Below are 12,671 nucleotides of genomic sequence, written 5' to 3' on the forward strand. Positions count from 1 at the left end.
CTACATTCTCCTTTAACCTGAAATTTTTGGTGTAGATGCTAATAATGTTTTTGTATAAGAATGTTGTGGATTACGGAATACTTCGTCCGTATTTCCAAATTCAACAAGTTCTCCTTTGTATAAGACAGCTACTTTTTCACATAAATAGTGAACCATCGGTAAATCGTGCGCGATAAATAAATATGTATAACCTTGTTCTTTTTGGATTTTTTGCAGCAGATGTACAATTTGAATTTGCAATGAAACATCTAATGCCGAAATTGGTTCATCAAGAATCAATACTTCCGGCTCACACAATAACGCTCTTGCAATAGCAATTCGTTGACGTTGTCCTCCGCTAAATTCGTGCGGATAGCGATCAATATATCGTCTATCTAACCCCACACGCTCTAGCGCATCACCTGCTACTTTATCCTTTAATCCTTTATCACCTAAACCAAATGAAATATAGCCTTCCGTTACGCTATCGCGTACTTTCCAGCGCGGATTTAATGCAGCTGTGGAATCTTGAAAAATAAACTGTACTTTCTGTAAGAAATCACGTTTATGAGCTGCCTTCAACTTGTGAACGACTTGACCGTTATAATCAATTTCACCAGACGTTGGGCTCTCAATCCCAGCTATGAGCTTACCAAGTGTTGTTTTTCCTGAACCACTTTCTCCAATAATGCCAAGCGTTGTTCCTTTCGGGATCGCAAGTGATATGTCTTTTAACGCTGCGATTTCTTTATTTTTACTTCCATACGTTTTCGTTACTTGCTTTACAGTAATTAAATCTGTCGTCATGAGGCATTCACCTTCTCTTTTGATTTCGCTTTATTATGCTCCAGAACATGTTGCCAGCAATGTGAACTATGCTCCCCAGAATATGTTGTTCTCTCTGGGAAACGATGAATACATTCTTTTATCGCTACTGGACAACGATTTACAAAAGGACAACCAAAGCTATTTAACGTCTCAATGGAAGGTGTCGTCCCTTCTATTGCACGTAATACTTTTTCGGAATCGTCCATATTGGGAATTGCTTGTAATAAGCTTTTTGTGTATGGATGTTTAGGAGAACCTATCACTTCCTCTATCGTTCCTTTTTCAACAACACGTCCTCCATACATCACAACTACTCGATCCGCTACTTCACGTACAAGTGCTAAATCGTGCGTAATTAGTAAAATACTCGTATTTTGCTTTTCCTTTCTTTCCTTTAATAACTCCATAATTTGCTTTTGAATTGTTACATCTAATGCTGTCGTAGGTTCATCCGCAATAACGAGTTTTGGGTGGCAGGCAAATGCGATCGCTAAACAAATACGTTGCCTCATGCCTCCGCTTAATTGATGTGGGTACTGTTCATAGCGTTTCTCTGCTTCATGTATTCCTAAATCATTTAATAAGTTAATTGCAATTTCTTTTGCCTCTTTTTTCGATTTCTTTTCGTGCTGCAAAATCACCTCTGTAATTTGCCTTCCCACCTTCATCGTCGGATTTAAAGATGAAAGTGGATCTTGAAAGATAAAAGAAATATCTTTCCCACGAATTTGATTCCATTCTGATTCTTGTAGATTCGTTAATGCCTTTGATTCAAAAGATATATTTCCATCATCAATTTGAATTGATTCTTGATTTAAGCCGATAATAGATTGTGCTGTAACACTTTTCCCTGAGCCACTTTCTCCTACAAGTGCAACTATTTCACCTTTGCTAACAGAAAAGGAAACATGCTTCACAATTGCTTGTTTACTATTCTCTTTTTCAACGGCTAACGTTACGTTTTCTAAAGATAAGAGCTGTCCCATGTTTTTTCTCCTTTCGATTCTGTTTTACGATTTTTGGATCAATTGCATCTTGTAAACCATCACCAATCGCATTAAATGCGAACATAATGAGCGCAATCATGATTGCTGGGAAGAATAGCTGCCACCATTCCCCGCTTAGTAATGTCCCAAGTGCATCATTCGTCATCGTCCCCCAGCTTGCTGCCGGTGATTGCACTCCTAGTCCGATAAAGCTTAAAAATGATTCTGAGAAAATAGCTGCTGGAATTGTAAATGATAAATTTACGATAATAATGCCTGTTAAGTTCGGAATTAAGTGCCCGTATATAATTTTCATATGTGATGTACCTAATCGCTCCGCTGCAATAACAAACTCTCTTTGTTTTAAAGATAAGACTTGCGCCCTAACGAGACGTGCCATACCAATCCATCCTGTTAATGCAAGGGCGATGATAATGGTAAAAAGACCTGGTTTCATAACAATTAATAGTAAAATAACAATTAATAAATACGGGATACCGTATAATACTTCGATTCCTCGTATAATCCACTCATCAATTAATGTCCCAAGGCGATTGCGCCCTCTCACATATCCACTAAATCCTCCAATTAGCACACCAAGTCCTATATCAAGAGCAGCTGCCACTAATCCAACTGTTAATGAAATTTTCCCGCCAGCCCAAGTACGTGCCCATATATCTCTTCCCAAATCATCTGTTCCGAACCAATGCTCACTACTAGGTGGTAAGTTTGTCGCCTCTTTTACTTGTTCACTCGCAGTAAATTGCGTTAAACTTTCACCAACAAGTGAAAAAACAATAATGAGTAATAACGTCACTGATCCTAAAACTGCGATTGGATTCGATACAAACTTACGAAACACTTCTTTCTTTCGGCTAATCTTTTGCTGATCTTTATTTATTGTTAATTCTTTTTTCTCTTCATTTGTTAATAACTGGTCATTAATTTCATAAGCACCCATTTAAATATCCTCCCTCCTTACGTAATAGAACGAATACGTGGATCAACAATACGATGAATAATATCTGTAATAAAAATACATACAATTAAAAGTGCACTATAAAAAATGGTTGTTCCCATAATCACTGGATAATCTCGATTAAAAATACTATCTACAAAATATTTTCCGAGACCAGGAATTGAAAAAATCTTTTCAATAACGAAAGTACCTGTTAAAAGTCCCGCCATTAACGGTCCAACAAATGTAAGTACCGGAACAATTGCATTTCGAAGAGCATGTCTTATAATAATTTTCTTAATCGGTATACCTTTCGCTCTCGCTAACTTAATATAATCACTCTGCAAAACTTCAATCATATTAGAGCGAACAAATCTTGTAATCACTGCGATTGGTCCTAACGCTAATGCAAAGGATGGCAATACCGTATGTTCAAATGTACCCCAAGAGGCTACTGGTAAGAGCTCGAATTGAATAGCGAATACTTGTATAAATAGTGGTGCTAAAATAAAGCTCGGAATAGAAATACCGAGGATGGCAAGTAAACTTACACCGTAATCAATTACCTTCCCATGATAGAGAGCCGCAAATGTACCTGCAGCAATTCCGACTAGCAATGAAATAATAAGTGCTTGTAAACCAATAATTGCTGATGGACCAAAACCAGTTGTTATAATTTCTGATACACCTTGCCCGGTTGATTGAACAGATTCACCAAAATCAAAATGAACTACGCCGTCTAAATAAGCAACATATTGATTCCATAACGGTTCATCAAGGTGATACTTCGCTCTCATGTTTTGGATCACTTCTTCAGGAAAGATTTTTGCATCTGATGAAAATGGATCCCCCGGAATAATATGCATAATTAGAAATGTCACCGTCGTAATAACCCATAGCGTGAACACCATAACTGATAATTTTTTAATTACATACACTTCATTAACCCCCTAAACACATATATTTACTTAGTTTTATGAACGTACTTTTTCCATTACTCCCTTTTCTCTTTTTAGAATACAAAAAGCCTTGATCTTAAAAAATAAGATCAAGGCTTAATAAACAAAGGCCTATCACTTATCTTTCAAGACTTGCTTGCTGGAATTAGCACGGTGTTCCTATTACAGAACCCGCTGCTGAGGTGTCATAGGGCCAGTCCCTCTACCTCTCTGGATAAGTAAATTGCTATTTTATTATTTGGTTCAAATTGTATATTTCGAATTATAATTCTGAAAAAATGAAAAGTCAATCAAATTGGATATATTTAGAAAAATCAGTTTTTAATAGTGTGTTTATCTAAATTACAGTTTTTCGCCTATAATAAAAAAAAACGATATGAAAGGAGTTATATGATGGATCCCTTACTTCTAGCAACTATAGGATTACCATTAACAATCGTTATACTTGTTATCATTGGATTTTATAAACTTTTCATTAAAAAGAAAAGCATTACCTCTTTTTACACCCCCTTTGATAATATTACCGGGCAAACTATTTCCGAATTTCACGAAGAACAGAAGGTATTAGTATCCGAGGATGAAGACGGCGATCGTAAGAAGAAAAAATAACCTTGCACAGGCAAGGTTATTTTTTCGTTTCTGCTTGAAAACGTTTATAGTATGTCGATGCTGTTGCAAAATTAATTTCTATATCACGAATCAACGATGAATCTTCTTCTTTAGCTAACTTCTGTAATTTTTTCATTGCTTGTTCCGATTCATTCAAGAAACCGACATATACCTCATGTTCTTGCTCTTTCGACTTCGGAACACGAATTTCTTTTCGTATATGATCAATATCTTCTAACATGCTCGTTGTTACCTTTTGCACATCTTCTTTATATGTAGCAGTCGTTATTTCCTTACCGCCCTTTTCTTTTGCCACTTCAAATAACTGCAGTGCGTTATTAATTTCTTTATTCATTTTCAAATCGTATTTTTCATGTACTGCACGGTATTCTTTCATTTCTTCTGTTTGTTCTGTAGATTGCTCTACCTTTTCTTTCGGTTCTTTCGTATCCTTATTTCCATTACATCCTGCTAGAAGGATCATACTTCCCATTACAGCAATACCCAAAACCTTCTTCATCTCTTCTTCTCCTTTTATCTACAGCTACTACTCATTATAGTTTCTTTTATCTCCACTTGTTATTATACCGAGAACATCCTACTTTTTACACTTAAGACGACATCGTAATATATATACCAACATGTTTGTCACAGTATCGTCACTTTATACAAATAACTTTTGCACTGCTTTACTACAGCACCTTACAAAACTGTAAGCACACATAAAGAACAAACCATGCTAGACTTACATATGCATAACGCAAACATATGTAAGTTTTTAAGGAGAATCATCTATGTACAATACAATGCCTTTTATGGGAGAAGATATTCGTGTCCTTATTCGCGAAAAATCACTTCATATCGAAAATACAGAGAGCCTTCGCCGCGTATTAAAAAAGAAGCATGCTCCATTTAAGTTAGCCCAATATTTAAAACAACAACATACAAATCAATTTCATACAGTGCTAAATATATCAGATAAATCATTAACAATCGAAATCATCGGTCATGTCTACATTGGAAACTTCGCAGATATCTTAAAAGAAATCCCACGTATACCGAAAATTGCTCCTATTATCGTTAAAAAAGCGTATAAAATTACCGACCATACCGATATTATCGACTGCGGGGAAAAAGAAGTTGATAGTAATCGCTGGGTGTGGGATAAACTTGCTATTTTATATGATACGATCATGAATAATATGTATGAGGTATTTGAAAGAAATGAAAAAAAGAACTGATTCAAATATTCCCTTTGAATCAGTTCTTTTTTGTTAAGCCTCTAAATTTTGTCTTGCTTGCAGTTCAAACTGCTTTTCACTTCTTCTAGCCATAAATAAATAGCATAGTACCGCAACAATTTCACAAAGAGCTATTACAACACCCATCGGTAATGCGGTATTACTTCCACCAATACCTACTAGCGGTGCAACAAGCGCTCCTGAAATGAACTGTAATAAGCCTAATAAAGCTGATGCTGTTCCTGCAGCTTGTTTTTGATTTCTCATCGCTAATGAGAACCCAGTTGTTGAGACAACCCCAACACTTGATACGACAAGGAATAACGAGCATAAAACACCAATTAACCCTATTCCTAATAAGATTGTTAGTAGTAAAGATAAACCACCAACAGCTGCAATAACAATACCAGAGACAAATAATGTCTTCTCATTCACTTTCCCTGCTAAACGACCCGTAACCTGACTCGCAATAATAATACCGATACCGTTGATTGCAAAGAATAAACTAAATTGCTGTGGTGATGCTCCGTATATGTTCTGCAACACAAATGGTGATCCCGAAATGTATGCAAACATTGCCGCCGTTACTAATCCTTGTGACAATGCATATCCCATAAACAAACGGTCCTTTAACAGTTTTCCGTACGTCGCTAACGTCCCTGACAAACCGCCTGTTTCTCTTTCTTCAGGAGGTAATGTTTCACGTAATACGAAAGTAGCTGATATTAACATAAATACACTTATTGCTCCGAGAACGATAAAGACACCGCGCCACGTTGTAAACTGTAATAATTGTCCCCCAATAATCGGTGCCAAAATAGGTGCTGCTCCGTTTACTAACATGAGCAGTGAGAAGAATTTCGTCATTTCAGAACCTGAATACATGTCACGTACCATTGCACGTGATATAACAATACCGGCTGATCCTGAAGCTCCTTGTAGAAAGCGTAATAACACTAAAGTCCAAATAGATGGCGCAACAGCACAAAGTAAAGAAGAAGCAACATAAATAATAAGAGCAATAATAAGAGGTTTGCGTCTTCCGTAAATATCACTAATTGAGCCAACAAATAATTGTCCTACTGAAAGCCCAAGCAAACAAGCTGTTAATGTAAGCTGTGCTAGAGATGCACCTGTTTGCAAGTCATCCGTTAATTTCGGTAACGAAGGCAAATACATATCAATAGATAATGGTCCAATCGCCGTAAGTGTTCCTAATACAAGAATCATCCATAACCTGTTCATCTTTACAGGCTTATATATTTCCTGATTAACTTCATTCACTTTTTTCGTTCACCCTTTCCTATACATACTAAATCGTAACAATTATAGTTACAACATAAACATACGTCAAGTATAGCGCATTTTCCTGTTTAATTTTGTAAAAAAAGCGATAGAATCTCTATCGCTTTACTTGTTCAAATTACTATTTGTAAATTTAGATACGGAAGACATCGCCTCTCCTGTATCTAAATATGTGATTTGAATTGGATCTCCCACTTCTGTAAACATAGCATATGGGAACTTTTTCGTAGGTATCATAAACACTTTTTGTTCGTTCTCCAACAGTACATAAACAATTGTATTTTCACCTGATTTTTCTTTATATACACGTTGTACAACGCCTTCTTTTTGCGCCTCTTTTCCATTTGAAGTCGGTCTAAATGAATCTCCGCTTCCACTCAGCGCATTTTTATAATTCTCAAGCGCTTCTTTTTGCGTCGAACCTGTTGCAAATATTTTCGCATTAGAAGCATAGATAACCGTATGGGCACGTACTAACCCTCCATCATCAATAACAGGTACAATCCAAGAAGGTTTACCGTACACGTTATAAATAACCGGCATCGTTCCATGCCACTTTTCTCTCTTAAAGGAATTATCCACGACTTCCGAAGCAGCCGAACCATCCATAATTCCCTTTACTTCTTTTCCATTATAGTAATACAACTTACCTGTACGCGCATCAATGAGTGAGTAACCTAACGCAGAATCTACTCCTTCTTTCGGAGAAGTGAAATCAGTAAAGTAATATAGTGTTCCATCCTTACCGAAAATCGGTGTAACTCCTTCTTTCGTTCCCCACTCAGTCGGGATCTTCATATCAGTTTGCGAGAATTTTGTATTCCAAAATCCGTGAATATATTTACCGAAGTACGTATTTAACGTAGATGCAGTCTCGTGATTTAATACGCCATCAACAAATTTAGGTGCCTTTCCTTTATCATATCTTTTCACCTCACCTGTTTGTGCATCTACTACTACAACGCCCTCTACCTCAAATCCAGATCTTCCTGAAATAAATTCACCGTACGTCATTGTATAATACGGTCTCCCTTTATCATCCACTTCAAATTTAGGTTTCCCTTTAAAGATTAAATTTGGTTCCGCTTGCCTTACCACACGCTCTAAGTTATTCCCGAAAAACATGCTTGGCACGTATTTCATTTTATAACCGAGGTGCAGTTTTGCTTCTGCATCGGGATTCGTACCTGACATTGTTACGTACCCTGGAATTGTCTCCGCTTTACGAGCTTTAAAAAAGCCTGAAACTTCAATCGGTGCTACGTATAAAGCCTCACCATTTACCATTTGTGGTGTTAATTCTCCTAGCTCAAAATAAGCTACTTTCGGAATATCCCCAAATACTTTTTTCATCTTATTCTCCGCTGTCTTTGGAGGCACTGTAAACGGCTGATCATTTTCAGTAAATGGCTCTGAAATATCTTTCTCTACCTTTACAACAGAATCATATTTCGTTTGCGAGATTACTATATCGTGCAAGTAACCAAAGTAGCCGTAACTTGCGAGTAAAACAAACATTAGAATTCCTTTTAATGTGCCTTCTAATTTTCCTATTTGATCTTGTGAAAATAAAACAAGCCCAATTAAAATTGCTACTGCAACAGAATAATGAGTAAGAATTGAATCTGCTCGATCATCAATTAGCCAAAAATATTCATAGATTGCAATACCTATCCAAAATAAAACTGGAATAACTAAAATGGATGATTTCTTACCCTTTACAACCTTCTCATCCCCTTTCTTATCCACTGCTCGAAGTTTACTACCGCCTCTTCTTGTCCATGGAATCAAAAACAAAGTGAGAATAGCTAAAATTAAAAATTTCATCAAAGGCAATGTCCCCTTTTCTTTTGTCTTCCCCTTTAGTATAACAAATAAAGGTTATTCAGGTAAAAATGGGAATAGTTATATTTTTTTACTACTTAATACAACTCCGCTTACTACATATAAGATAGATGCAATATAAAAAATCGTGCCGATCGTAAAGAAATCTACTAAATATCCTGTTGCAATAATTGCTACTGCTCCTCCAATCGATGTCCACACGTGATATTTTCCAATCTCATAACCAGCATTTTCTTGTACAACTTTTCGTGCTAACGACGTCTTCTCTGTATTACGCTGCACAGCCCCTAAAATACCCATTAAAATTTGAAGAATGTATACATGCCATACTTCTGTTGCAATAGGAAAACAAAGCATTAATATTGCCATGGACCAGGCGTATATAATTAATAACTTTCTATCACCTACTCTATCAGAGATTCTTCCAACTAACGGATATACTAGAGCTGAAGTTAAGGCAAATAAGCCATATGCCCAGCCAAACTGTGAGAAGCTATTTCCAACATTCCGAAGCAATAGAATGTAAAAAGGAAATACCATACTTCCAGCCATCATAATCATGCTTTGTGAAGCTACAAATCTTCTATATGTCATTTCGTATACTCCCTATAAAATAAATTCACAAATCTCTCTTTTGGATCCACTTCTTTTTTCTTCTGAAGAAACTCTTCTATACGAGGATATGCTCTCTTTAACTGCGCTTTCGTTGGATAAGAATAATACGGTAAATAATAACTACCGTTATGCTTTAACGTAACATCAATCATCTTCTGAATGACATCCTCTGTTTTCTTTATCTCATTTTCAGAACGCCCTTGATTAATTAAAAGAACCAGTGCAAACATATCATCTTTTGCATAGGATAAAACTGCATTTTCATTCTTTTCCACGTAACGAATCGTAATATTGAGCAAATTAAACTCTTCCTCATTTAATACGTTACGTAAATCATCTATGTATTCCGTGAAAGAATCTATAGGCACAAAATATTCTTGTAACACCTCTGTCCTATTCGGATTTTCATATTCCATAAAGGCACTATCTGACCTCATAACATTATTTCGCGTCTCATACTTTCCATCTGTACGTTCGAAATAACTTCTTTGTATATCCCAAAACGTATTCTTTCCCCAATCACTATAGCGTGATAATCCAAGTAAAAATTTCGGCGCTGCTATAATAGTTTCTTCTTTTAGTTCACTATACTCTTCCCTCATATTTTGATTTTGTGCCAATGTATAATCTGTCACATACATTTCTCTTAAGAATGAATTTGGAGCAACGGAAATACGAGCTAAGTGCATACGAACATTAGCATCTTTTTTCACTTTTTCTTTGAAATAAGACGTGTATTCTTTATAATCTAGCATTTTCGTATGCGTTTCATATAATTCATCATTTGTTAACTTTAAAGTCACATCTAAAATGACACCAAATAACCCATAACCGCCAATGACGTAAGGAAATAAATCCGCATTCTCTTCTCTACTTACATTACGTACAGTGCCATCTGCCATTAGTAATCGAAATGATTCGACTGTATCAATCAATGCCTCATGACGAATATCACGACCATGTACATTTACACTTAATGAACCACCAACCGTAAAAATATTTTGCGATTGCATCACCTGAACAGCAAGACCATATGGATTTACTTTCTTCTGAATATCATTCCACGTGACACCACTTTGAACTGTAATGCGCTTCTTCTCTGGATCAAATTCTAATATTTTATTATACCCTTTCATATCAAGCATCGTACCATGTGGATAATACGTCTGCCCGCCCTGACTATGTTGCATACCAGCAATAGAAATCTTCTCTCCAGAAACATTCGCATCTTGCACTAATTTTATTAAAGGGTGCTCATCCGTAGCACTTTCAACACGTTTTATTTTTGTCGGAAGCAATTTACCTACATCACTCATAATAGGATGATCCAGTTGTTTTTTATATGTATGTACAGACGTTGCAAGCAAAACGGTATACGCTACAATGGCCACTACTATCTTTCCTTTTTTCAAATGACACTCTCCTCTTCTACATCTTTTCCTCTTTATATTGTACCTATTTTCCTATGAAGAAAGAATACAAAAAAGAGGGACCTTATTTTAGGTCCCTCCTTATCAAAACTGTTACTTTGCTGCTGGCAATTGTATTGGGGCAAACTTTTCATACGACGTATATTTTGCGTTCGTAATAATGTGTGCTTTATCCTTGCCATTACTACTCATAATCATGTCTATCTTTGCTGATTCATATTTAAAATCTTTTGTAATGATATATTCTGCATCCACTTCTTCTATCTTCGCATTTTGTGCTTGTAACATTTTCTTCTGCGTTTCATCCATGCTAGTTAACATACTTTCTGTTTCTTGCCCTTTTAATGTAAATTTCAGTTTATATTTATCTCCGCTTTTCTCCAGCTTCATTTTATCTAAAACTACTTCCGGTACTTCTAATTTATCTATAATATCTTGAGTCGCTTTCATTCCACCAGCGTTTAATTGCTCCTCTGGTACGGTTATAACTTCTCCTGTATTAGGGTTTTTTACCTCACCAGCAACTTTACCATCCACAGTATACACTACAACATCTGTACCGGAAATGTTCATTTCAGAACGAGAATTCTTTGTCTTTGGCTCTAATTGCATCTTAGCCTTTAATATATCCATCTCTGTTCCCTCAGCTTTTACCCCTACACCATATGTCATCGTTACATGTTCTTCATTTTTAAAAGCTTCATTCGTTTTCTTGAAAACATCTTTCGCCGTTAATTCCTTTTCTTTTTGAACGGATTCTTTTTTCGGCTCATCCGTCTTTGCTGTTTTCTCATTACTACATCCTACCCCTAGACTGATTGCAAGCACTAAACTTGAAATAAAAATAATTTTTTTCATAATTCCGCCCCCCTTTCCCAAAATAATATCATCTCTTTTCCTATGAAATCTATATAAATTTCAATCTATATTCGCTATATAGCGACATGTTTAATGAAGAGTTTAAATATGATGTAAATAACGACAACTCATTTCAGGAGGTCATTATGAAGGCGATCATTTGCACACAGTATGGACCACCTAACGTTCTTCAGCTTCAAAATATAGAGAAACCTATACCTAAAAAGAACGAAGTATTAGTCAAGATTCACGCAACGAGTGTAACGACTGGAGATTGTAGAATACGTGGGTTTAATAGCCCTCTCTTATTTTGGATTCCTATGCGAATCATATTAGGTTTTAGAAAACCGAGAAAGCCTATACTCGGTGTAGAGTTATCCGGCGAAATCGAAGAAATAGGAACAGATGTAACTCAATTTAAAAAAGGAGATCAAATTTTTGCATTAACAGAGCTTAATGTCGGTGGTTATGCAGAATATACCTGTGTACATGAAAGTGGATTAGTAGCATTAAAACCTACCAATGTAACGTATGAGGAAGCAGCAGTTATTCCCTTTGGCGCAACTTCGGCACTACACTTCCTAAGAAAGGCCCGTATAAAAAGGGGGCAACAAGCACTAATATATGGCGCATCTGGATCAGTAGGAACAGCTGCCGTACAACTTGCTAAATATTTCGGCGCAACCGTTACAGCTGTTTGTAGTCATTCAAATTTTGAACTCGTGCAATCTTTAGGGGCTGACAAAGTAATCGATTATACGAAAGAAGATTTTACTAAGCAGGGGGAATACTATGATGTTATATTTGATGCAGTTGGAAAATATAAAAAATCCCTTTGTAAACAAGTATTAACACCTAATGGAATATATGTATCTGTTAATGGAATGATGGCAAAGGTAAGTAAAGAAGATATGTTTCTACTAAAAAAACTAACTGAAACAGAAAGTTTAAAGCCTGTTATTGATAGAACTTACCGATTAGAAGAAATTGCTGAAGCTCATATATATGTAGAAAAAGGGCATAAAAAGGGGAACGTTTCGATTACCTTAAAATAAAAT

General features: G+C 36.1%; 13 protein-coding genes and 1 riboswitch. Of the genes, 3 read left to right on the plus strand and 10 right to left on the minus strand.

Annotated features, from left to right (window positions below; all coding sequences use genetic code 11):
* Nucleotides 1–12: 12 nt before the first annotated feature.
* The 4 genes from ACTFNE_RS25325 to ACTFNE_RS25340 are packed head-to-tail and all read right to left on the minus strand — an operon-like array spanning nt 13 to nt 3,689.
* On the minus strand, nt 13–786 hold the full coding sequence (locus ACTFNE_RS25325) for an ABC transporter ATP-binding protein (protein WP_000205663.1): 774 nt from the start codon (nt 784–786) through the stop codon (nt 13–15).
* Nucleotides 783–1,793, minus strand: a complete 1,011-nt coding sequence (locus ACTFNE_RS25330) for an ABC transporter ATP-binding protein (protein WP_000531257.1) — start codon at nt 1,791–1,793, stop codon at nt 783–785. The genes ACTFNE_RS25325 and ACTFNE_RS25330 overlap by 4 nt, the downstream gene beginning before the upstream one ends.
* Entirely contained in the window at nt 1,750–2,754 is a 1,005-nt protein-coding gene (locus ACTFNE_RS25335) for an ABC transporter permease (RefSeq protein WP_000501526.1), read from the minus strand. Before ACTFNE_RS25335 ends, ACTFNE_RS25330 begins: the two co-directional genes overlap by 44 nt.
* 17 nt (nt 2,755–2,771) lie before the next feature.
* Entirely contained in the window at nt 2,772–3,689 is a 918-nt protein-coding gene (locus ACTFNE_RS25340; RefSeq protein ID WP_000289310.1) for an ABC transporter permease, read from the minus strand.
* Between the two features lie 136 nt (nt 3,690–3,825).
* A riboswitch (SAM riboswitch) is annotated at nt 3,826–3,931 on the minus strand.
* Nucleotides 3,932–4,103: 172 nt separating this feature from the next.
* Between ACTFNE_RS25340 and ACTFNE_RS25345 the strand changes: the two genes are divergently transcribed.
* Entirely contained in the window at nt 4,104–4,319 is a 216-nt protein-coding gene (locus ACTFNE_RS25345; protein ID WP_000371392.1) for a DUF3951 domain-containing protein, read from the plus strand.
* A gap of 16 nt (nt 4,320–4,335) precedes the next feature.
* Here the strand turns inward: ACTFNE_RS25345 and ACTFNE_RS25350 are convergent, their stop codons facing one another.
* Nucleotides 4,336–4,839: a hypothetical protein gene (locus ACTFNE_RS25350; RefSeq protein ID WP_000756528.1), complete on the minus strand. Its 504-nt coding sequence runs from the start codon at nt 4,837–4,839 to the stop codon at nt 4,336–4,338.
* A gap of 274 nt (nt 4,840–5,113) precedes the next feature.
* Between ACTFNE_RS25350 and ACTFNE_RS25355 the strand changes: the two genes are divergently transcribed.
* The gene (locus tag ACTFNE_RS25355) at nt 5,114–5,560 is read left to right on the plus strand and encodes a hypothetical protein (RefSeq protein ID WP_000282866.1); all 447 of its coding nucleotides are present in this window, start codon (nt 5,114–5,116) and stop codon (nt 5,558–5,560) included.
* 33 nt (nt 5,561–5,593) lie between these two features.
* On the opposite strand, the gene ACTFNE_RS25360 is transcribed toward ACTFNE_RS25355, so the two are convergent.
* The 5 genes from ACTFNE_RS25360 to ACTFNE_RS25380 form a co-directional block, all read right to left on the minus strand.
* Nucleotides 5,594–6,805 carry a multidrug effflux MFS transporter gene (locus ACTFNE_RS25360; RefSeq protein ID WP_046199357.1) on the minus strand — a complete coding sequence of 404 codons (1,212 nt, stop codon included), beginning with the start codon at nt 6,803–6,805 and terminating at the stop codon, nt 5,594–5,596.
* A gap of 165 nt (nt 6,806–6,970) precedes the next feature.
* On the minus strand, nt 6,971–8,692 hold the full coding sequence (locus ACTFNE_RS25365; protein ID WP_046199327.1) for a DUF3981 domain-containing protein: 1,722 nt from the start codon (nt 8,690–8,692) through the stop codon (nt 6,971–6,973).
* Nucleotides 8,693–8,770: 78 nt separating this feature from the next.
* The gene (locus ACTFNE_RS25370; RefSeq protein ID WP_046199326.1) at nt 8,771–9,304 is read right to left on the minus strand and encodes an MFS transporter; all 534 of its coding nucleotides are present in this window, start codon (nt 9,302–9,304) and stop codon (nt 8,771–8,773) included.
* Complete coding sequence (locus ACTFNE_RS25375) at nt 9,301–10,737, minus strand: FAD-binding oxidoreductase (RefSeq protein WP_046199325.1); 1,437 nt, start codon at nt 10,735–10,737, stop codon at nt 9,301–9,303. The genes ACTFNE_RS25370 and ACTFNE_RS25375 overlap by 4 nt, the downstream gene beginning before the upstream one ends.
* 111 nt (nt 10,738–10,848) lie before the next feature.
* Complete coding sequence (locus ACTFNE_RS25380; protein ID WP_046199324.1) at nt 10,849–11,613, minus strand: DUF6612 family protein; 765 nt, start codon at nt 11,611–11,613, stop codon at nt 10,849–10,851.
* A gap of 146 nt (nt 11,614–11,759) precedes the next feature.
* Here ACTFNE_RS25380 and ACTFNE_RS25385 point away from each other — a divergent pair, with 146 nt between their 5' ends.
* Nucleotides 11,760–12,668, plus strand: a complete 909-nt coding sequence (locus ACTFNE_RS25385; protein ID WP_046199323.1) for an NAD(P)-dependent alcohol dehydrogenase — start codon at nt 11,760–11,762, stop codon at nt 12,666–12,668.
* Nucleotides 12,669–12,671 lie beyond the last annotated feature (3 nt).

It is taken from the genome of Bacillus cereus group sp. MYBKT111-2 (assembly GCF_051915205.1).
GTDB lineage: Bacteria > Bacillota > Bacilli > Bacillales > Bacillaceae_G > Bacillus_A > Bacillus_A paranthracis.